At 74.2% G+C, this 19,154-nt stretch carries 20 protein-coding genes; 8 read left to right on the forward strand and 12 right to left on the reverse strand.

The window, feature by feature from the left end; genetic code table 11:
- Positions 1 to 6: 6 nt before the first annotated feature.
- The 4 genes from VGL20_14450 to VGL20_14465 all read right to left on the reverse strand — a co-directional run bounded on the left by VGL20_14450 (position 7) and on the right by VGL20_14465 (position 3,869).
- On the reverse strand, positions 7 to 1,086 hold the full coding sequence (locus VGL20_14450) for a GAF domain-containing protein (protein ID HEY2704883.1): 1,080 nt from the start codon (positions 1,084 to 1,086) through the stop codon (positions 7 to 9).
- A gap of 80 nt (positions 1,087 to 1,166) precedes the next feature.
- Positions 1,167 to 2,342, reverse strand: a complete 1,176-nt coding sequence (locus VGL20_14455; protein ID HEY2704884.1) for a GAF domain-containing protein — start codon at positions 2,340 to 2,342, stop codon at positions 1,167 to 1,169.
- Between the two features lie 117 nt (positions 2,343 to 2,459).
- Entirely contained in the window at positions 2,460 to 3,434 is a 975-nt protein-coding gene (locus tag VGL20_14460; protein ID HEY2704885.1) for a DUF4349 domain-containing protein, read from the reverse strand.
- A gap of 111 nt (positions 3,435 to 3,545) precedes the next feature.
- Positions 3,546 to 3,869 (reverse strand): hypothetical protein, encoded by a 324-nt coding sequence (locus VGL20_14465; protein HEY2704886.1) that lies wholly within the window; start codon positions 3,867 to 3,869, stop codon positions 3,546 to 3,548.
- Positions 3,870 to 4,050: 181 nt separating this feature from the next.
- Between VGL20_14465 and VGL20_14470 the strand changes: the two genes are divergently transcribed.
- Both VGL20_14470 and VGL20_14475 read left to right on the forward strand, forming a co-directional pair.
- A complete protein-coding gene (locus VGL20_14470) occupies positions 4,051 to 5,670 on the forward strand; it encodes an acetolactate synthase (GenBank protein HEY2704887.1) in 1,620 nt (539 codons plus the stop codon).
- A 123-nt stretch (positions 5,671 to 5,793) separates the two neighbouring features.
- A complete protein-coding gene (locus VGL20_14475; GenBank protein HEY2704888.1) occupies positions 5,794 to 6,210 on the forward strand; it encodes a hypothetical protein in 417 nt (138 codons plus the stop codon).
- Positions 6,211 to 6,244: 34 nt separating this feature from the next.
- On the opposite strand, the gene VGL20_14480 is transcribed toward VGL20_14475, so the two are convergent.
- From VGL20_14480 to VGL20_14495, 4 genes are all read right to left on the reverse strand, one after another.
- On the reverse strand, positions 6,245 to 7,462 hold the full coding sequence (locus VGL20_14480) for an FAD-dependent oxidoreductase (GenBank protein HEY2704889.1): 1,218 nt from the start codon (positions 7,460 to 7,462) through the stop codon (positions 6,245 to 6,247).
- Between the two features lie 95 nt (positions 7,463 to 7,557).
- On the reverse strand, positions 7,558 to 8,661 hold the full coding sequence (locus VGL20_14485; protein HEY2704890.1) for a Fic family protein: 1,104 nt from the start codon (positions 8,659 to 8,661) through the stop codon (positions 7,558 to 7,560).
- A 91-nt stretch (positions 8,662 to 8,752) separates the two neighbouring features.
- The gene (locus VGL20_14490) at positions 8,753 to 9,373 is read right to left on the reverse strand and encodes a response regulator transcription factor (GenBank protein ID HEY2704891.1); all 621 of its coding nucleotides are present in this window, start codon (positions 9,371 to 9,373) and stop codon (positions 8,753 to 8,755) included.
- On the reverse strand, positions 9,366 to 11,966 hold the full coding sequence (locus VGL20_14495; protein ID HEY2704892.1) for a histidine kinase: 2,601 nt from the start codon (positions 11,964 to 11,966) through the stop codon (positions 9,366 to 9,368). The genes VGL20_14490 and VGL20_14495 overlap by 8 nt, the downstream gene beginning before the upstream one ends.
- A gap of 146 nt (positions 11,967 to 12,112) precedes the next feature.
- On the opposite strand from VGL20_14495, the gene VGL20_14500 reads away from it, so the two are divergent.
- On the forward strand, positions 12,113 to 12,937 hold the full coding sequence (locus VGL20_14500) for an alpha/beta fold hydrolase (protein HEY2704893.1): 825 nt from the start codon (positions 12,113 to 12,115) through the stop codon (positions 12,935 to 12,937).
- Between the two features lie 17 nt (positions 12,938 to 12,954).
- Positions 12,955 to 13,227 carry a hypothetical protein gene (locus VGL20_14505; GenBank protein ID HEY2704894.1) on the forward strand — a complete coding sequence of 91 codons (273 nt, stop codon included), beginning with the start codon at positions 12,955 to 12,957 and terminating at the stop codon, positions 13,225 to 13,227.
- Between the two features lie 10 nt (positions 13,228 to 13,237).
- Here VGL20_14505 and VGL20_14510 read toward each other — a convergent pair whose 3' ends face one another.
- Entirely contained in the window at positions 13,238 to 13,759 is a 522-nt protein-coding gene (locus tag VGL20_14510) for a GNAT family N-acetyltransferase (protein ID HEY2704895.1), read from the reverse strand.
- Positions 13,760 to 13,852: 93 nt separating this feature from the next.
- Between VGL20_14510 and VGL20_14515 the strand changes: the two genes are divergently transcribed.
- From VGL20_14515 to VGL20_14525, 3 genes are read left to right on the forward strand one after another with little or no spacing between them, the layout of a single operon-like run.
- A complete protein-coding gene (locus VGL20_14515) occupies positions 13,853 to 14,839 on the forward strand; it encodes a sialidase family protein (GenBank protein ID HEY2704896.1) in 987 nt (328 codons plus the stop codon).
- A gap of 52 nt (positions 14,840 to 14,891) precedes the next feature.
- Positions 14,892 to 15,413 carry a hypothetical protein gene (locus VGL20_14520; protein HEY2704897.1) on the forward strand — a complete coding sequence of 174 codons (522 nt, stop codon included), beginning with the start codon at positions 14,892 to 14,894 and terminating at the stop codon, positions 15,411 to 15,413.
- Positions 15,414 to 15,468: 55 nt separating this feature from the next.
- Positions 15,469 to 16,272 carry an enoyl-CoA hydratase/isomerase family protein gene (locus tag VGL20_14525; protein HEY2704898.1) on the forward strand — a complete coding sequence of 268 codons (804 nt, stop codon included), beginning with the start codon at positions 15,469 to 15,471 and terminating at the stop codon, positions 16,270 to 16,272.
- 29 nt (positions 16,273 to 16,301) lie between these two features.
- Here VGL20_14525 and VGL20_14530 read toward each other — a convergent pair whose 3' ends face one another.
- The 3 genes from VGL20_14530 to VGL20_14540 all read right to left on the reverse strand — a co-directional run bounded on the left by VGL20_14530 (position 16,302) and on the right by VGL20_14540 (position 18,820).
- Complete coding sequence (locus VGL20_14530) at positions 16,302 to 17,633, reverse strand: carotenoid oxygenase family protein (protein ID HEY2704899.1); 1,332 nt, start codon at positions 17,631 to 17,633, stop codon at positions 16,302 to 16,304.
- Positions 17,634 to 17,712: 79 nt separating this feature from the next.
- Entirely contained in the window at positions 17,713 to 18,405 is a 693-nt protein-coding gene (locus VGL20_14535) for a hypothetical protein (GenBank protein ID HEY2704900.1), read from the reverse strand.
- 109 nt (positions 18,406 to 18,514) lie between these two features.
- Complete coding sequence (locus VGL20_14540; GenBank protein HEY2704901.1) at positions 18,515 to 18,820, reverse strand: hypothetical protein; 306 nt, start codon at positions 18,818 to 18,820, stop codon at positions 18,515 to 18,517.
- Here VGL20_14540 and VGL20_14545 point away from each other — a divergent pair.
- Positions 18,804 to 19,154: hypothetical protein (locus tag VGL20_14545; protein ID HEY2704902.1), on the forward strand; the 351-nt coding region annotated here is incomplete at its 3' end. The genes VGL20_14540 and VGL20_14545 overlap by 17 nt on opposite strands.

Genomic DNA, 19,154 nt, shown 5'->3' on the forward strand with positions numbered 1-19,154 from the left:
GGCGCCTCAGATCTCCGGGACGGGGACGCTCCCGCTGAGGATGGTCCCGCCGCCGTCGCTGCATCGTACGACGAGCTCGCCGTCGAGCCGTCCCAGCGCCTCCTGCAGCGAGGCCAGGGCGGGGTCGAGGGGCTGGTCGGGCGAGGCCGGCCCGTCGTCCTCGACGTCGACCCCGCACCGCCGGGGCGTGTACTGGAGGGTGACCAGGACCGAGGACGCCTCCGCCCGGGTGGCGACGACGTGCAGCCCCACCCGCACCACCGCGAGCAGCACCATCTCCTGCTCGGCGAGCAGGTCGTAGGGCTCGCCGATCACCGCGAAGTCGGCGGCGAGGTCGGTGAGGCTGGCGAGGCCCTCGACGTCGACCCCGATGGCGGCGGGCAGCCCCTCGGCGACCGGCTCGAGGGCGCGGAGCACCTCCTCGAGCCAGGCGGCGGCCTCGGCGGCCTGGGCCTCGATGCTGCGAAGGTCGGCGAGGATGTCGGCGTCGGTGGTGGCGGACACAGTCTCGCTCGCCTTGTGGGCGGCCTCGCTGATGTCGATCAGCCAGGGGCCGAGGCTGGCGCAGAGGTCGCGGGAGATCCTCCGCCGCTCCTCGAGCGCGCTGCGCCGGGCGGCGCGGCCGGTGTGCATCGCCGTCCCCAGCACCGGGCCGAGCGCGGCCGCGAACTCGAGCGCGAGCCCGCGGGCACGGTCGCCGACGTGGCCCGGGGTGCGGTTCATCCCATAGAGGACGCCGATCACCTCGCCGCGGTCCTTGATGGGCACGCCGAGCATGCCGTGGACGCCCTCCTGGCGCACCAGCCGCTGGATCAGCCGCTCCGAGTCGGGGCCGACAGCGACCCGGAGGCCGTCGCGGATCATCTCGGTGCGCACCCCCCAGCCGCCCCGGGTGACGAGCGCGTCGGGCGCCTCGCGGATGCTCACCCCGGAGGCGTCGGTGCCGACGAGCTCGCCGAACTCGCGGGCGGCGCGCCGCGCCAGGGTGGTGATGTCGAGCAGGCCGGTGAGCCGTCGTGATGCCTGGGACAGCCGAACCAGGTCGTCCGCGGCCACCGAGTCCGCGAGCGCGGGACGGCGTCTCATGGGCGCAACGATCGCGGCCGCACCGGTGGGCTGGGAATCCCCCGTTGTGAGTCAGGCTTTGCCGGAAAGAGGCGGGGACCTCAGGAGGTGCCGGTGGGGAGGCTCGCGTGGAGGGTCATGCCCCCGTCCTCGTTGGCCCCCAGCACCAGCTCGCCGCCGACCCGGGCGAGCCGCTGGCTCAGCGACGCCAGCCCGTAGTGGCAGCCGTCCCGGGGCACGTCGGTGACCGTGAAGTCCTCCGGCAGCCCGGTTCCGTCGTCCTGGATGAGCACGTCGGCGCTGTCCACGCCGTAGTGGAGGGTGATCACCACCGAGCTGGCGTGGGCGTGCTTGCCCACGTTGTGCAGGCCCTCCCGGACCACCGCCACCAGCACCGACTCCTGCTCACCGCTGAGCTCGTACGGCTCGCCGATGACCGCGAGGTCGGCGGCGATCCCGGTGAAGTTCGCGAAGCTGCTCACGTCCATCCTGACCACCGCGGGGAGCCCCTCCTCGCTGTTGGCGGGGGCGAGGGCGCGGAGGATGTCGCGGAGCGAGGACGCCGCCTGCGAGGCCCGGGCCTCGATGCACCTCAGCTCGGTGAGCAGGTCCTCGGCGGCGGCGGGCAGGGCGTCGCTGGTGCGCCGCACCGCGGTGCCGATGCCGAAGAGCAGCGGGCTGAGGTTGTCGTGGAGGTCGCGCGAGATCCGCTGACGCTCCTCGAGCGCGCTCAGCCGCGAGGCGCGGCGGGCGTGCATGGCCGCGCCCAGCGCCGGACCCAGCGTGCCGGCGAACTCCACCGCCAGGGTCTGGGCGCGATCGCCGATCTCGCCGGGCGACCGGTTGGCCGCATAGAGCACGCCGATCACCCGTCCGCGGAAGCAGATCGGCACGCCGAGCATCGCCCGGACGCCCTCGGTGCGCATCGACTCGACCAGCCGCGGCGAGATCGAGCTCTCGCAGTTGTAGTCGGCGACCGCCACCGGACGCGCCGAGCCCAGCACCCGCCCGCCGACGCCGTCGCCCATGGGGATCTCGAGGCCGTTGCGCACCCGGTCGTTGCGGATGTGCCAGCCGGCCCGGGTCACCACCAGGTTCTGCCCCTCGCGCAGACCCAGCGCGGTGACGTCGGTGCCCACCAGCGCGCCGAGCTCGCGGGTCGCGCGCCCGGCGATCGTGGAGGCGTTCAGCAGACCGGTGACCCGGCGCGACGCCGCCGAGAGTTTGAGCAGGTCCGCGACGGCAACACAGGCAGAGCCGTCGTCCCTGGATGGCATTGCTCGCCGCCTCCGGGGGATCGGGTTGACAACGGCCAGGGGCCTCGCCCCCGGCCGCGAAGGTCATCCCGCCCCACCTCCACTTCCGCGCATGGTGTGTGCGGCGGGGCCGATATGTCAAGCCGCAGGCGGCCGAACGTCCGGGAGGCGGCGGAGCCGGCGGCGCACCACCCACGCGACCACGGCGAGGGCGGCGACCGGCAGGATCGTGACCGCGACCAGCAGGCCCCCGGCGATCAGCTGGAGCGCGTTCCCCGCGCCGGTGCGCAGCGCGTGGAGCAGGGCGGGCTCGCTCGGGTCGGGCGGGGCGACCGCCGGCCTGGCGTCCTTCTCGGCGAGGCCGATGCTCGCGGTGGCGAGGTCGACGCGGGCGTTGACGGCATTGAGGGCGCCCTGCTCCTGGTCGACCTCGAGCTGGACCTGGGCGATCTGCTGCTCCAGCGAGGCCACCTCCGCGATCGAGCCGGTGCGGTCGCGCAGCCGCTCCAGCGCGGTGCGGTGGGCGATCGACGCCGCCAGCCGGGCGCCGAGGTCGACGGTCTCGGCGGTGTGGTCCTGGCTGCCGTAGTTGAGCGCGGACACGGTGAAGGTGGAGGGCAGGCCTCCGATCAGCTCGCTGAGGTGGGCGGCGGGCACCTTGACGGTGACCGCGCCCGAGGAGATCCGGCCGGTCGAGTCCGGGGTGGTGGTGGACTCGACGACGAAGCCGCCAAGCCCCGTGGCCCGGTTCACCACCGCGTCGAAGGCGTCGAGGAAGCCGCCGTGGGGCACGACGTACCGGGCGTTCACGGTGCGCTCGACCCGCCCCTGGGCGGTGCCGAGGTTGGCGGGGAGCGACGCGGGGCCGGGCCCGCTCGCCGCCGTTCCGGAGCCGGCCGTGGACTTGCCGGCGAGGGCGGCCGAGTCCTGGGCCGCCGAGGCCGGGCCCTGCTGGGGTGCGGGGACGGGGGCGTATGCGGGGGCCCGGGGGGCGGATCCCTGGGCGTTGGCGAGCCCGGCGGTGCTGGAGCCCGGCGCCGCCGCGTCTCCGCAGGCGGCGGCGAGCAGGGCACAGCAGGCGAGGAGCAGGCAGCGGATGGTGCGGCCGGGCATGGATGGGTCCCCCTCTGGTCCTTCGGTCGACCATATCGACGCGGCGGGGGGCCCGCGGGTTCCCGACGTCAGCTGGGGCGGGGGTGCACGGGGTCGGCGTCGCCGACGGGGTCAGGCCGCCCTCGCCGCCATCTCATCGCCCATCCGCTGCTGGATGCGCTCCTGCACGTCGAAGAGCACGTCGAGGACGCGGGCCGGCCGCGGCTGGGTGCCCATGGTGCGGGCGAGGCGGCGGCTGTGGCGGCGCACGAACCGGCGGATCTCGGTCACCAGCGGCTCGGGCGCGGTGCCGTGGTCGAGCTCGACGAGGTCCTCCATCGCTGCCGCGTAGGCCTCGGCGCGGGTCAGCTCGGCGCGGGCGGCGATCCGCTCCTCACGAGCGCGCTCGTCGGCGCGGGCGGCCCGCTCCATCTCCCGGACGGCATCCCTCAGCATCGGCCCTCTCCCTCCATCTTGTTCCGCGGCCGGACCCGTTCCCCGGCCGATCGATCAGCGAAGTGTGATAGCACAGTGCACACTATAAGCCATAGCGTGACTGATGGTAAAGAGGGTCGTCAGGTCGACGGCAGCCGCCGGTTCGCATACTCCCGGATGCGGGATCAGCGGGGGAGGAGCCATGGAGGGGCACGGGGGGCATGTCGCCGCCGAGGTGCTGCGGCGGCGCGGCGTCGACACGGTGTTCACCCTCTCGGGGGGCCACCTGTTTCCGATCTACGACGGCCTGGTCGAGCGCGGCATCCGCCTCGTCGACACCCGCCAGGAGCAGACCGCGGCGTTCGCCGCCGAGGGCTGGTCGAAGCTGACCCGGCGCCTGGGGGTGGCCATGGTCACCGCCGGCCCGGGAGTCACCAATGCGATGAGCGCGATCGCCGGCGCCCACCTCGCCGGATCGCCACTGATGGTGCTCGGCGGCCGTGCCCCGGAGGCACGCTGGGGCAGCGGCTCGCTCCAGGAGCTCGACCACCTGCCCCTGGTGGCGAGCATCTGCCGGCGGGCCGCCACCGCGACCTCGCCCGCCACCCTCGCCGCCGAGGTCGAGGCCACCGCCGCCGCCGCGCTCACCGCCCACCGGGGGCCCGCCTTCCTCGACGTGCCCCTCGACGTCCTCCTCTCCACCACCGACCCCGCCCTGCCCGAGCCGGTGGTCGCCGAGCGTCCCGCGCCCGATCCCGACGCCGTCGCCAGGGTGGCCGACCTCCTCCTCGCCGCCGAGCGGCCGGTGCTCATCGCCGGCTCCGACCTCTACTGGGACGGCGGCGAGGCGGCGCTGGTGCGCTGCGCCGAGGCGCTGGGCCTGCCCGTCTTCACCAGCGGGCTGGCTCGCGGGACCATCCCCGGTGACCACCCCCTCGCCCTCGCCCGCTGCCGCGGCCGCGCCCTCGCCGAGGCCGACCTCGTGGTCGCCGCGGGCGTGCCCCTCGACTTCCGGCTGAGGTTCGGCGAGCTGGGGGCGGCGAGGGTGGTCCACCTCTGCGACAGCCCCGGGCAGGTGGCCCGGCACGTGACCCCGGCGGCGTCGGCAGCGGGCGACCTCGGCGCCATCCTCGACCTGGTGGTGGCCGCCGCCGAGCGCCGCGGGGCGCGGCCCTGCCGCACCGGCTGGCTGGGACGGCTCGGCGACGAGGAGGCGGCACTGCGGGCGCGCGAGACCGCCGAGCTGGAGGCGGAGGCCTCGCCGATCCGCCCCGGACGCATCTACGGCGAGCTGCGCCGCCGCCTCGACCGCGACGCCGTGGTCATCGGCGACGGCGGCGACTTCGTCTCCTACGCCGGCCGGCTGCTCGACACCTTCCAGCCCGGCTGCTTCCTCGACCCCGGGCCCTACGGGTGCCTCGGCACCGGCGCCGGCTACGCGATCGCGGCGCGGCTCGCCCACCCCGACCGCCAGGTCGTGCTGCTCCTCGGCGACGGCGCCGCCGGCTTCTCGCTGCTCGACGTCGACACCCTGGTGCGGTTCAACCTCCCTGTTGTGGTCATCGTGGGCAACAACAACGGATGGGGCCTGGAGAGGTCGGCGATGCAGCAGTGGTTCGGCTACCACGTCGCCGCCGAGCTGCGCCCCGGCACCCGCTACGACGAGGTGGTGCACGCCCTCGGCGGCCACGGCGAGCTGGTCACCGAGAGCGCCTGCATCGGCCCGGCGATCGACCGCGCATTCGCCGCCGGCGTGCCCGCTCTGGTCAACGTGCTCACCGATCCTGACGACGTGTACCCGCGGCGCACCGCGCTCGGATAGTCAGAACGGCGGGTCCGCGGGTTCTTCAGCGTCCCGAAAGGGGCGTCATCGCATACTGAGGCGCGGGCAGAACGTGTCCAACACCGCGACGACGCCTGATGTCCTGAAAGGGAGAACCGCCTCATGCGCTCCGAGATGTTGATGACCGAGAACCGGCCCCGGGAGGCCGCAACCGGCGACCACCGCCTCACCGCACGTGCGGTCGCCGTGGTCGCGCTCGGTGCGGTTGCCTTGATCCATCTGATCGACGCGCCGAGTAAGTTCCAGGAGACGCCATATGTGGGAGCGCTGTACGTCGCGCTGATGGCGGGTGCCCTGCTCGCCGCCGCGATCCTCCTCCGCCGCGATGACCGTCGAACCTGGGCGGCGGTCGTGGCGCTCAACGGCGGCGCGATCGTCGCCTATGCGCTCTCCCGGACCACCGGCCTGCCCCTGTCGAGCGGCGACATCGGCCACTGGGGCGAACCGCTGGGCATGGCCGCCCTCTTCGTCGAGGGGGTGCTGGTCGTCCTCGCCGCGAGCAGCCTCAACGAGGTCTGAGCGCGACGTCGAGGACGGAGCAGCCCGAGCGAACTCAGGCTTCGACCAGCTCCGGCGAGGGCGTCATCAGGTGGTGGTGCTCTGCGAGGTACTCGCGGAGGGCGATCAGGGCGGCGATGCCGTCGCCGACGGCGGAGCCGAGCTGCTTGGTCGAGCCCTGGCGGGCGTCGCCGGCGGCGAAGATGCCGCCCTGGCTGGTGCGGAAGCGGCCGTCGGTGCGGATGAAGCCGCGCTCGTCGAGGTCGACGAGGCCGCGCAGGAAGCCGGTGTTGGGGTCGAGCCCGATGAAGACGAAGGCGGCGGCGGGCTGGAGCACGGTCTCGTCCCCGCTGGCCCGGTCGCGGATCACCACCTCGGAGAGCCGGTGGTCGCCGCGCAGCTCCTTCACCTCGCTCCCGAGGTGGACGGCGAAGCGTGGATCGTCGGTCACCCGGTCGACCAGCAGCCGTGAGGCGGTGAGCTCGGGCTCGCGCTGGACGATGTGGACCTTCTTCGTGAACTGGGTGAGGAACACCCCCTCCTCGAGCGCGGAGTTACCCCCGCCGACCACCACCAGCTCGTCGCTGCCGCGGTAGAAGGGGCCGTCGCAGGTGGCGCAGAAATGGACGCCGGCGCCGATCAGGTCGTCCTCGCCGGGGACACCGAGGCGGCGGTAGGTCGATCCCGGGGCGGCGAGCACGGCGTGGGCGGCGATCCGCTGCCCCGAGCCCAGCCGGAGGCAGAGGTCGTCGCCGTCGCGGTCGATCGCCTCGACACCGACCGCGGAGAGCAGCTCGACCCCGTAGCGGCGGGCCTGGGCGATGAAGCGGTCGGCGAGCTCGCCCCCGCCCACGCCCTCGGGGAAGCCGGGATAGTTGTCGATGCGCTCGGTCACCCCGGCCTGGCCGCCGAGGGCGCTGCGATCGACGACGATCGCGTCGATGCCCTCGCGGGCGGCGTAGATCGCCGCCGCCAGGCCGGCCGGGCCGCCGCCGACGATGGCCAGGTCGTAGAAGGGACGCTGGGCCTCGAGGGTCAGCCCCAGCCGCCCGGCCAGCTCCTCGTTGGAGGGGTCGATGAGGGGATCGCCGTCCCTGAACACGACCGTGGGGATGGTGCGGCCGCCCTTCTGCAGCTCCTCGACGATCCGCAGCCCCTCGGCGTCCTGGTCGATGTCGACCCAGTCGTAGGCGACCCGCTGCTCGCCGAGGAACTTCTTCGCACGCCGGCAGTCGGGGCACCACGGCGCCCCGTAGACGGTCACCTCGGCCATGTCGAGCCTCCAGGGGTGGGGTCGGGATTCGTCCTGGCCTCATGGTGCCGCGGCGGCGTGTCGATGGGGTGACACGGCGGCCCCTCCCCCACAACTCAGCCAGCCGGCCCAACCTGGTTCCCGGTGGCGATCCGACGCCGGAGCCCGAGGCTCGCCCGATATCGCGTCGAGCGTCCTCTCCCCTCCTGGACGACCAGACCCGCGTCGAGCAGCCGACGGAAGTCGAGGCTGGCGGTGATCGGGGAGACTCCCGCCTCCGCGGAATAGCCGGCGCGGTCGAGGTAGCCAGTCAGGGCGCGCTCGAGGGCAATGACGAAGCGGTCGGGCCAGCCGAGGCTGGCGACGAGCGCCTCGCAGCTCTCCCAGCGTGCCGCCGCCGCCTCGATCTCGCGCAGCCGTCGCTCCGCCTGCTCGAGATGTGCGGCGACGCAGAACCGGACCCAGCCGGTGGCGTCGCGGCTGGGGTTGTACCGCGGCCCCTGCGCCCCCTGGAGCGCGGTGTAGTAGGCGTCGGTGCGCTCGCCGAGGTACTCCTCGATCGATGCGAACTCGGGCGCCACCAGTCCGTCCCGGGCGAGAACGAGCGACTGGACGATGCGGGCCAGACGTCCGTTGCCGTCCTGGAAGGGATGGACGGACACCACGTGGAGGTGCGCCATCGCCGCGCGGACGATGGGATGGGCCGCCTCTGCCTCTGCGCCACTCAGCCACCCGATCACCTCCTCCATGAGCCCGGGCACCTCCTCTGCGTCAGGAGCCCTGTACGCAATGGACCCGTCTCGGTGGGTGACGCTGACCGGCCCCCGCCTCCAGCGCCCCGGGCGCACCTCCGGCTGGAAGTGACAGACCTCGAAGTGAAGGTCGAGGATCACACGGGTCGACCACTCGAAGCCCGGGTCCTCTCCCATCGCGGAGACATGGTCCATCGCATGGCCGTAGCAGGCGACGGCCAGCCGGCTCGTCTCATCGGCATTCGGCACCACCTCACGGCTGATGAGAGCCGCGGCGTCCTCCAGCGGCACGCGATATCCCTCGATCGACGTCGAGCTGTCGACCGCCCGGGCCATGACGAGGCGCCGGAGACCTCCCATCCACCGCAGCGGCTGCCGGGTGCCCACATGGAGACGCTCCCGCAGGACGTCGAGCCGGGCCAGGTCGCGCTGGATCGTTCGCGGCAGAGCCGGCAGCCGATGGATCATTATGCGATTATACGATTGTTCGATATTTGGCCGACCGTGCTGGCGATCTGCCGGCCGCCGCCGCCCTGCCGCCGGCTGCTGAGGTCCGGCTCTAGATCAGTCCGCGCCGCGAGGCGACCACCACGGTCTCGACGCGGTTGCGGGTCTGCAGCTTCTCCTGGGCGGAGCGGACGTACGTCTTCACGGTCTGCTCGCCGATGCCGAGCTCGCCGGCGATCTCGCTGTTGCTGAGGCCGCGCGCCACCAGCTTGATCACCTGGGTCTCGCGGGGCGAGAGCAGGCTGCTGCCGCCGCGTGGCACCACCAGCTCGCTGACCACCTTGGGATCGAAGACCTGGCCGCCGCGGGCGATGCGGAGCACGGCGTGGACGAGGTCGTAGCGCTCCACGTCCTTGAGCAGGTAGCCCTGCGCCCCCAGCGACATGTAGTCGCGGGCCATCCCGGTCTCGAGGAAGGCGCTGAGCACCACGATCCGCACCTCGGGGGCGCTCTGGCGCAGCGCGACGCAGACGTCGAGCCCGCTGATCCCCGGCAGCCGCGAGTCGAGCACGAGAATGTCCGGGTGGAGCGCGGGCACCTCCTGGACGGCCGCCTCACCGGTGCCCCACTCCCCCACCACCTCGATGCGGGGGTCCTCGGTGAGCACCCGGCGGATGCCCTCGCGGACCAGCTCGTGGTCGTCGACGATGCCGACGCGGATGGTCTCAGCCACCGCCGACCCTCACCGCGGGCTGGAGCGGGATGTCGCCGCGCAGGGCGAAGCCGCCGTCCTCGAGCGGGCCTGCCTGGAGCCCGCCGCCGAGCAGCTCGAGGCGCTGGCGGATGAGCCGCAGCCCGAGCGACGGGCCGTCGTCGACGCCCCCCTGGCGGCTGCCGGCGCCGTCGTCCTCGAGGGTCACCGAGACCTCGCGGACCCCGTAGTTGACGCGGAGGATGGCGTGGCGCGCCCCGGAGTGCTTCAGCACGTTCTGCACGCCCTCGCGGGCGAGCTCGACGAGGGCGCGGCGGGCCCCCTCGGGCAGGGCGTGCTCGTCGCCGAGCACCACCATCTCCGCGCTGACGCCGGCGTCGCGCAGGCGCTGGACGTGGGGGAGCATGTCGTCGACCACCCGTGCCGACGAGCGCGAGAGGCTGGTGGTGGCGCTGATGGCGCGGCGCAGCTCGCTGGTCGCCGACGAGGCCAGCAGGCGGATCTCGTCGACCTGGCCGCGCAGGGTGGCGTCGCCGTTCATCGTGGTGCTGGCGTGGCGGGCGAGCAGGCCGACCCGGTAGAGCTGCTGGGCGACGGTGTCATGGAGCTCCTCGGCCAGCCGGAGGCGTTCTCGCTGCACGTCGAGCATCCGCTCGCGCAGCTCCAGGGACGCGTTGACCATCGCCGCGGTGGTGAGCTGCACCAGGGTGGCCAGCCAGGTGCGGCTCTCGTCGTCGATGTCGGAGACCTCGGCGACGAACGCCTCGACGCTCTCGAGCGCGCTGTCGCCACTGATCTCGATGGTATCCCAGAGCATCGAGCCGCCACCCGCGATCCGCATCTCGTCACCGTGGTCCCAGACCAGGGTGGTGCCGTCCTCGGACACGGTCATCAGGCGCGCGGCGGCGAGCGATCCGGAGCTCGCGGAGATCGCGCCGCCGGCCCCGACCAGGGCGGCGCCGCGCACCGCGTCGAGGTTGAGGGCGACCTCGACCGCAACCTGGCGCACCGCGTCGGGGCCGTGCGCCGCGAGCAGCCGCTGGCCGCCCTCGAGGAGCATCCGGAGCCGGTCGGCGAGCACCCGCACCGACTCCAGCAGCCCGACGTTGGTGCGCACCTCCTGGGCGCTGCGGCTGGCCGCGTCGGCCACCTCCTCGTACAGCGAGATGGTCCGCAGCAGGATGGCGCCGGCGCGGGAGGCGAGGGTGAGGAAGGTGCGGTCGCGGGGCGGCAGGATCGCCGGCAGCTGCCAGAGCAGGGTGGCGCAGTGGTCGCCGAGGACGACGCTGGTGGCGGCGACACCCCCGCGGATGAAGAGCTCACCCTGGGGCTGGCCACCGGCGGCGGCGGGCAGCTCGGGCACGACCCCGCCCAGCGCCCCCTCATCGAGCCGGCGCACCCCGTGGCGGTCGACCTCGAGGACGCTGGTGCCCTGCTGGCCCTGCTGCACCAGCCGCAGCGTGCCCACCGCGATGCCCTGGGCGACGCCGCGATGGAGGGCGGTGAGCACCGACTCGACGGTGGGCTGGCGGAGGCCGTCCCAGAGGATCTGGTTGATGGCGTCCAGCTCCTCGATGCGCTGCTGCTGCTCCTCGCTGCGCTGCAGCTTGGAGAGGCCCACCGCCAGCGACCGGGCGGCGTCGGGGAGCACGTCGGTGAGCCGCCGCGAGATCCGCGCCGTCCCGGTCTCGACGAGGATCACGCCGGTGCACTCGTCGGCGTTCCAGAGGGCGATGCCCAGCCAGCTGAGGCCGTCGTCGAAGGTGCCGGCCTGGTAGCCGCCGGCGCTGTTCCGCACCGCGAAGGCGGTGGTCAGCACCGTGTTCGGCCGCGCCGAGGACGCCCCCGGGCCGCCCGAGGCGAGCAGCTCCAGCCGGTCCTCCGGCACCACCCGCACCAGGTGGACGGCGGCGGCGCCCATGCGCATCGCCAGCCGCATCAGGGTGACCCGCAGGTGGTCGGGCTGGGTGTCGTCGGAGAGGATCGAGGCGGTGACCGTGCGCACGCTGTCGAGCAGGTCGGCGCGGCTCTCGGCGGCGGAGCGCACCGTGGTGAGCACCGAGACCACAGTCCCGCAGATCACGAAATAGCCGAGCCGCCAGCCCAGGGTCTGGAATGCCGCGGCGCCGTGGAGGCTGCCCGCCGCCCAGCACCCGAGGGTGTAGATGAGCGCGTAGAAGCAGGGGATGCCGGCGGTCAGCGAGCCGCCGTAGCGCAGCGCCACGCTGGCGATGGCGGGGAAGAAGACCAGGTAGATCTCGCTGTCGAGGCCGCCGGTCTGGGCGACCATGGCGGTGATGCAGAGCGGGTCGACGACGGTGGCCACGGCGGGGACGAGCGCGCGGGTCCGGGGCAGCCGCAGCCCCACCGCCATCGCCAGCGGGTAGACGAGGAGGACGGCCTCGTCGATCGCCAGCCGCGTCCCCCGGCCGGTGCCGGGGATGCCGGGGAGGACGGCGTAGACCACCAGGCTGAGCACGCAGGCGAGGCGGATCCAGTTGACGGCGCCCTCGACGGACTCCTGGACCGTCCTCGAGCCGGCGGTCGAATCCCGCGCCGAAGCGGCACCCCCCCGCCCTGAGTGCGCCGGTGGGCCCGGGAACGGCTCCCTCATTGGAGAGAGAGTACGCCCCGAACGCACTATTCGGTGAACACCCGTTTCCGTCCGGCGACGGACGGCGCGTTGTGGGGCGGTATCCTGCCATTGTGGCCGACAGCTGCGAGAACCCCACAAAGCGCACAGACGGTGCAGCGCAGCCACTGCGGCGCGACCCCGGCCACCCCAGCCGCCGCACCGGCCTGGTCCGCGTCGACGGCCTCGACCTGCGGGTCGCGGTGGAGGGCGAGGGGCCGCCGCTGCTGCTGATCAACGGGATCGGCGCCAACATCGAGATGTGGGCCCCCTTCGTCGCCCAGCTGCGCGACCGCCAGGTCATCCTCTTCGACGCCCCGGGCACCGGGTACTCCTCGCGGACCCGCCAGCCGGTGCGGATGCGGCGGCTCAGCCGGATCGTCACCGGCCTGCTCGACCACCTCGGCCACCAGCGGGTCGACGTGCTCGGCTACTCCTTCGGCGGCGCCCTCGCCCAGCAGCTCGCCCACCAGTCGCCGGAGCGGGTCCGCCGCCTGGTGCTCGCCGGCACGATGTGCGGCATCGGGGTGCCCGCCAACCCCCTGGTGCTGGCGCTGATGGCCACCCCCCTGCGCTACTACTCGCGCACCCACCTCGAGCGGATCTCGCCGCGGATCTACGGGGGGCGCAGCCGCCGCGAGCCCGAGGTGCTCCGCCGCCACCTGGCGGCCCGGTTGACCCGGCCGCCGAGCATGCTCGGCTACCAGTGGCAGCTCTACGCCCTGGCGGGGTGGTCGAGCCTGCTCTGGCTCCACCGCCTCGAGCAGCCGACCCTGGTGCTCCACGGCGAGAAGGACCCGATCGTGCCGCTGGTCAACTCCCGGCTGATGGCCAGCCGCATCCCGAGGGCCCGGCTCCACGTGCTGCCCGCGGCCGGGCACCTCTTCCTCATCGACCAGCCCGAGGAGCCCGCGGCGATGGTGATGGACTTCCTCGACCGCGACGCCGCCTGATCAGGAGAGACACCCGAATGTTCGACGAGGACGAGCTGCTCAGCCGGATCGAGGACGGCGTCCTGTCCCTGGTGCGGCTGGTGCACGAGGCCAACCTGAGCGTGCTCGGCGCCATCGGCGACAGCCTGCCGACGCCGCCGTGGGTCGACATCGTGCCCGCGGCGCCCCGGCTGCTCGACCACGGCTTCCGCTTCGCCTCCCGGCTGCTCGACCTCCAGCGCCACTACAGCCTCGAGTACCTGGCGCTGCTCGGTGGTCCCGACCCGGGCGAGACCGGCTCCGCGGCCTGAGCTCCTGCCCTCAGCCCCCGGCGGGGCCGAATTCGAGGCGGTAGCGCACCGTGGGAACGCCGGCGATGCCCTCGCACTCGTCGCGGCGGGCGCCGTCGGCGGAGAGCCCCGCCACCTCGTAGAAGCGGCGGGCGCGCTCGGCGCTCTCCAGGACCCAGAGCGTCACCACCTCGGAACCGCGGCCGCGGAGGTCGGCGAGCGCCCTGGAGAAGAGGCTGTTGCCGACCCCGAAGCCGATCAGGTCGGGCTCGACGTAGAGCGCGTAGACCTCGTCGCGGCCCTCGGGGGCGTCGGCGTCACGCGAGGGGCCGGTGTGGCAGTAGCCGACGATCTTGCCGCCGGCGAAGGCCACCCAGAGCCGCTCCTCGCCGCGCTCGCCGCGGGCGATCGCCTGCCACTCCTCCTCGTCGAGGGGCATCTCGTGGAGCACCGCGTCGGGGAGCGTCCCCCGGTAGGCCGCCTGCCAGGCGCGGCTGCGCAGCGCACCGATCGCCCAGCCCTCGTTCTCGACGGCGGGCCTGACCTCGACCACGGCGGGCTCCTCCTCTGCTGGGACGGACACGGCGGCGGGCAGCGGACTATAGCGGAGCGCTCCCCCCGGCGCGGTGCCGGGTACCCTCGGCCGGTGCGCCCTCCCCGCCCCCGCGCCGCGCTGGTGGCCGCCGCCCTCCTGGCGGCCGGCTGCGGCGGCGCCACCGCCACCCCGCCGCCGGTCCAGGACCACGTCCACGCCGCGGTCCCCGGCGCCCGGCCCGGCGAGATCCTCCTCGGCACCCACTACGGGCTGCGCATCTCCGAGGACGGGGGCCGGACCTGGCCGGCGGCCGGCGACCTCGCCCACGCCCAGATCCGCCTGCTCACCGCCACCGGCGGCGGCTTCGTCGCCGTCACCGGGACCGACGGGGGTGCCGCGCAGACCCTCTTCTCCGCCGACGGGCGGCGCTGGCAGCCGGCCACCGGGATGCCCTCCGGTCGCCCGGTCGCCGCGCTCGTCGCCGGCGCGGCGCCGGGGACGGCCTGGGCCGAGGTCACCGGCACCGGCGTGGTCGGCAGCGACGACGGCGGCCGGAGCTGGCATGCGGTGCTGCCCACGCCGCTGACCATCAACGACCTCGCCGCCGGGGTCGACGGGCCCGACCTCCTCGCCTACGCCTCGAGCGCGGGGGTCTTCCTCGCCCGGGGCGCCCAGCTGGTGCCGGTCTTCGACGCCGCGGTGCTCGACGGCGACGTGCAGACGGTCCAGCGCTGGGCGGCCTGCCCCCGCTGCCTGGTGGCCAGCCTGCCCGGCGCGGTCGCCACCAGCGCCGACGGCGGCCGCCACTGGAGCTCGCACCCCACCCGCCTGCCCTTCACCGCGGTGCAGTCGTGGGCGGGGGGCGGGCCGGCCCTGCTCGGCCTGGTGCCCGCCCCCGCCACGGCCGATCACGGCGTCTACCTCTCCACCGACGCCGCCGCCACCTGGACCAGGGTGGTGGACGCCCCGCTGGTCGACCGCCTCCTCCTCCCCACCGCGGCGGACGCGCCGCTGCTCGCCTTCCGCTGGGGGATCGCGGTGTACCGGAGCACCGACGCCGGCCGGACCTGGACGGCCGAGGGCCCGCTGCACGGCTGACCGGCGGCGCCGGCGGTTTGACTCCCCCCGGCGCGGCGGCCACACTCGCCGGATGAGGCGGCTGCGCCTGCTGCTGATCGGGGCCTTGCTGCTCTCCCCCCTCCTCGTGGTCTCGGCGCCCGCCACCCACGCCCAGGGCGGCGCCGTCTGCACCTTCGCGGCGAACTTCCGGGTGCTGCCCGGGTTCTCGACGGTGCCGAGCCGGGGGACGTTCAGCACCGGAGGCGAGACCGGGACCATCGACTGCGTGGGGGCGGTGTTCGGAGTGCCGGTGGTCGGTGCCGGCACCTTCGGGTTCGAGGGCGAGTACGGCACCGGCGCCTCGGGCGGCGACACCTGCTCTGACGGCGCCGGGCGCGGGACCTACTCGCTGCACCTGCCCACCCCCTTCGGGGTGGTCCACGAGAGGGGCACCTTCACCGAGGTGTTCGCGGGCAACGCCGGCCAGTTCACCGGCTCGGGCCCGGTGATGACGATCACCTGCGTCTACCAGTTCCGCCCCACCGAGGGCGACTGCGTCACCACCCCGGCGCGGGCGGAGACCCTCACCGGCCAGGGGGCGATCGTCGCCTGACCGCCTCCCGGGCACAATCGGGCTCCTCAACAGGCCCGAACCCGAGGACGAGCCCATGCCCGTGGCCCTCTACGAGAAGGGCGATCGCATCGCCGTGGTCACCCTCAACCGGCCGGAGGCGATGAACGCCATCAGCCCCGAGCTGCACGCCCGGCTGTGGGAGATCTGGGAGGACTTCCGTGACGACGACGCCGTCGACGTCGCCATCCTCACCGGCGCCGGGGACGCCTTCTGCGCCGGGGCCGATCTCAAGACCTACATGCCCCGATGGATCGGCGCCGGCTACCGCGAGGTGCGTGACAACGTCGCCACCGGGCTGGGCGGCCTCACCCGCGGCCTCCACCGCATCGACAAGCCGGTGATCGCCGCGGTCAACGGCTGGGCGCTCGCCGGCGGCCTGGAGACGGCGCTCGCCTGCGACATCCGCATCGCCTCGGACCGGGCCCGGTTCGGCTCCTTCGAGGCGCGCCGCGGCTTCCACCACGCCGACGGCGGCATCGTGCGCCTGGTGAACATCTGCGGCGCCGGGGTCGCCCTGGAGATGCTGCTGACCGCCGAGCCGATCGACGCCGAGCGGGCACTGCGCTGCAACCTGGTCTCCCGCGTCGTCCCCCACGAGCGGCTGATGGAGGAGGCGCACACCGTGGCCCGGCAGATCCTCCGCAACAGCCAGACCGCGGTGCGTTCGGCGAAGGAGACCATCCTCGACGTGATCGGCCGCCCCCTCGACGACCAGCTCCGCATCGAGGCGCTCAACGGCTACTCCAGCCTCGGCGCCGACACCGCCGAGCGGCTGCAGCGCTTCTACGACAGGACCGACGCCGGCCGCGCCGGCAGCCGGGAGACGCCCCTGCCCTGAGCCGGGGGCCGACCCCGCGCCCTCCCGGGTCAGGCGTCGGGCACCCAGCTGCCGTGGAAGCCGAAGGGCACCCGCTGGGGCAGCTCGACGCTCGCCACCGGCGGGGCGGCGAGGTCGGCCGCGTCGAGGATCACCAGCTGGGAGCGGTCGGTGGCGGCGTCGTGGAGGTAGGTGAGCAGCCACCCGTCCCCCTCGGCGCCGCCCTCGGCGGGGGCGAAGACCGCCTCGCCGGGGACGCGGCCGGGCCCGAAGTCGTGGCCCACGGTGGCGCCGGTGGCGAGGTCGTAGCGGACCAGCGCCGTCGCCGTGCCACCGAGCAGGTCGCCCGCGAGGGCGTAGCCGTACCGGTGGGGCAGGCCGGTGCGGCGCTCGTCGAGGCGGGGAAACTCGATGTGCCGGTCGTCGAGGGCGCCCTCGGAGACGGTGCCGGCCTCGAGGTCGACGGTCCAGCGGTGGAGCGTCGACGGTGGGAGGGTCTCGCCGCCGGGCCCGTCGCGCCACAGGTCGGGGTAGCGCACCGCGTCGAGCACCACGCTGCCTCCCTCGTCGTGGGCGTTGAGGGTGTGGAACACGTAGCAGGGCTCGATCTCGAACCAGCGCACCGGGGCGCCGGGGACGTCCCGGGGCATCACCCCGATGCGGGCGCCGTGGCTGTCGCTCCAGCGGTACGGCATGGTGCCCTGCATCGCCAGGCCGATGTCGAAGAGCACCGGCAGGTCGAGGAACACCACGTGCCCGCGGGTGATCGCGAAGTCGTGGATCATCGCCGGCCCGGGTACCTCGATCACCCGGCTCTCCACCAGCGCGCCGCCGGCGTCGCAGCGGTGGTAGGTGAGGTGGGGTGGCATGAACCCGTAGCCGAAGAAGTGCAGCTCGCCGGTGACCGGGCACTCCTTGGGATGGGCGGTCATCGCGGTGGCGAGGCGGCCGTCCATGTCGCTGACGCCCACGGTCTCGAGCTCGGGGGTCAGCTCGGTGGGCAGCGAGGACTCGACGAGCGCGTAGAGACGCCCGGCGTGGTGGACGATGTGGGTGTTGGCGACGCCGACGCTCAGGTCCACGGTGAGGTCGGGGCGCAGGAAGGGGGCGCCCTCGAGCGCCCGGGTGCGCACCCAGCGGTTGCGGTACCAGGCGGCCCGGCCCTCCTCGAGGCGCACCCCGTGGATCATGCCGTCGCCGAGGAACCAGTGCGGCGACGCGCCGTCGCGGGGGTTCGGCCCGTTCCGCAGGAAGCGGCCGTTGAGGCCCTCGGGGATCCGGCCGCGGACCGGGAGGTCGAGGGTGGTCAGCTCCTCGTGGACCGGGGCGAAGTTCCCGCGCAGGTGGAAGGGCAGGGTGCCGGTGACGCCGCTCACGCTCATCTGGGTCCCCCTCGGACGCGCCTGGTCGTCGATCGTCGAGGGAATGGTGCGCCTTCCCCGCGGTTCCGGGGGGTCGGGGTCAGCTCCTCGACTGGGACGCGGCGGTACGGCGGATGAGCACGGCGAGCGCCACCGCGGCGGCGAGGTCGACGGCCGCGAAGAGGGCGTAGAGCCACCACACGCTGGTGGTGGGGGTGGCGGCCGCGAGCCGCGGCGCGGTCACCGCCGCCGGGGCCGACAGCGAGCCGCCGGTGAGCGGCGGGGTGTCGTGGACGGGCACCGCCGGCACCGAGCGCACCACCGGGATGGCCACCACCGTGGCCGGCGGCGCGGCGGGCGGCGGGGCCGCCGGGACCACGGTCACATGGGGCACCACCCGGGCGACCGGGGCGGGGCGGACCGGTGCGGGGTGGGCGGGGGGCGCCGCGGGGGCGGCCGGGGCCACCACCGGGGTGCTCGGCGCCGGGGGCGCCGGGGCCGGCGGGGCGGCCACCGGGAGCAGGCAGCTGCCGCCGAGGCCGGCGGCGCAGGAGCTGCCGAGCAGGCAGACGGTCTGCCCGCAGCCGCCGGAATCGCCGACGGAGAGCAGGGTGCCGAGCTGGAGCGAGGCCGCCGACGCATCCCGGTAGGGGGGCACGACCAGGCTCAGCTGGAGGGCGATCAGCGCCACGTACCCGGCGATCGCCGCCGCCACCGCGGCGGTCATCCGCATCCGGCGCAGCGGGAGCCCGGCGTCGGCGGCGCGCAGCAGCGCCGCGGCGACTCCTCTCATCTCATCACCCTCTTCCATCCAGCCCGAGATCGGACCGTGGCCCGCCCCGGCCGGTGCCTCGATCCTAGTGCCCCGAACGCCTCGAGGTCAACGACCCTGAGACGAGGTCTCAGCGGAGGCGGGTGACCAGGAAGATGGCGCCGCCGCCCATCACCACGAGGAAGGCGAGGACGGTGAGCGGCAGCACGCTGCTCGAGTCGCCGCCGGGCTGGGGGTTGATCACCGTGGTCGCCCGGGTCGCCTGGGTGGTGGTCGCGGTGGTGTCGGATCCCAGGGCGCTGGCGCCGGTGTCGGTGAAGGCGACCGGGCTGGGGCTGGGCGTCGGCGGCGGCTTGGGGGTCGCCGTCGGCGGGATGCTCACGTTCCCGGGGAGCACCGCGTAGGTGAGGGTGGTGGTGGTGGTCGTGGTGGTCACGGTCGGAATCGGCGTGCCTGAAGGAATCGCGGTTGTAGTAGGTAGGCAGACCGTGCAGGCCGGCGGTGGGGCGGTCGGAGTGGCGGCGGGTTGCACTGACGTGGGCGGCAGTGTTGGTACCGCCGACGGGGTCGGGTCGGTGACCACCGCGCGAGTGGTGGCCGGGCTCAGCAGCAGCGCCACGAACCCGAGGAGTACGACGGTCGCCGCGATGGCACCGCGACGGGCGGCGCTCATCGGGAGGACTGCAGCTGAGAGGGTCTCTGGGACATCGCCTGAGGAGGTCGAACTGTACAGGGACGCGGTGCCGCGCCGTGTCCAGAGCGTCGCACCC

It is taken from the genome of Candidatus Dormiibacterota bacterium, assembly GCA_036495095.1.
In the GTDB taxonomy this organism is placed as follows: domain Bacteria; phylum Chloroflexota; class Dormibacteria; order Aeolococcales; family Aeolococcaceae; genus CF-96.

What these genes read in the sequence shown, in the direction of transcription:
- VGL20_14460 (HEY2704885.1), bottom strand. Translation starts at nt 3,434, where the DNA reads ATGCCCGGCCGCACCATCCGCTGCCTGCTCCTCGCCTGCTGTGCCCTG.
- VGL20_14470 (HEY2704887.1), top strand. Translation starts at nt 4,051, where the DNA reads ATGGAGGGGCACGGGGGGCATGTCGCCGCCGAGGTGCTGCGGCGGCGC.
- VGL20_14505 (HEY2704894.1), top strand. Translation starts at nt 12,955, where the DNA reads ATGTTCGACGAGGACGAGCTGCTCAGCCGGATCGAGGACGGCGTCCTG.
- VGL20_14530 (HEY2704899.1), bottom strand. Translation starts at nt 17,633, where the DNA reads ATGAGCGTGAGCGGCGTCACCGGCACCCTGCCCTTCCACCTGCGCGGG.
- VGL20_14475 (HEY2704888.1), top strand. Translation starts at nt 5,794, where the DNA reads ATGCGCTCCGAGATGTTGATGACCGAGAACCGGCCCCGGGAGGCCGCA.
- VGL20_14450 (HEY2704883.1), bottom strand. Translation starts at nt 1,086, where the DNA reads ATGAGACGCCGTCCCGCGCTCGCGGACTCGGTGGCCGCGGACGACCTG.
- VGL20_14495 (HEY2704892.1), bottom strand. Translation starts at nt 11,966, where the DNA reads ATGAGGGAGCCGTTCCCGGGCCCACCGGCGCACTCAGGGCGGGGGGGT.
- VGL20_14525 (HEY2704898.1), top strand. Translation starts at nt 15,469, where the DNA reads ATGCCCGTGGCCCTCTACGAGAAGGGCGATCGCATCGCCGTGGTCACC.
- VGL20_14520 (HEY2704897.1), top strand. Translation starts at nt 14,892, where the DNA reads ATGAGGCGGCTGCGCCTGCTGCTGATCGGGGCCTTGCTGCTCTCCCCC.
- VGL20_14455 (HEY2704884.1), bottom strand. Translation starts at nt 2,342, where the DNA reads ATGCCATCCAGGGACGACGGCTCTGCCTGTGTTGCCGTCGCGGACCTG.
- VGL20_14465 (HEY2704886.1), bottom strand. Translation starts at nt 3,869, where the DNA reads ATGCTGAGGGATGCCGTCCGGGAGATGGAGCGGGCCGCCCGCGCCGAC.
- VGL20_14535 (HEY2704900.1), bottom strand. Translation starts at nt 18,405, where the DNA reads ATGAGAGGAGTCGCCGCGGCGCTGCTGCGCGCCGCCGACGCCGGGCTC.
- VGL20_14480 (HEY2704889.1), bottom strand. Translation starts at nt 7,462, where the DNA reads ATGGCCGAGGTGACCGTCTACGGGGCGCCGTGGTGCCCCGACTGCCGG.
- VGL20_14485 (HEY2704890.1), bottom strand. Translation starts at nt 8,661, where the DNA reads ATGATCCATCGGCTGCCGGCTCTGCCGCGAACGATCCAGCGCGACCTG.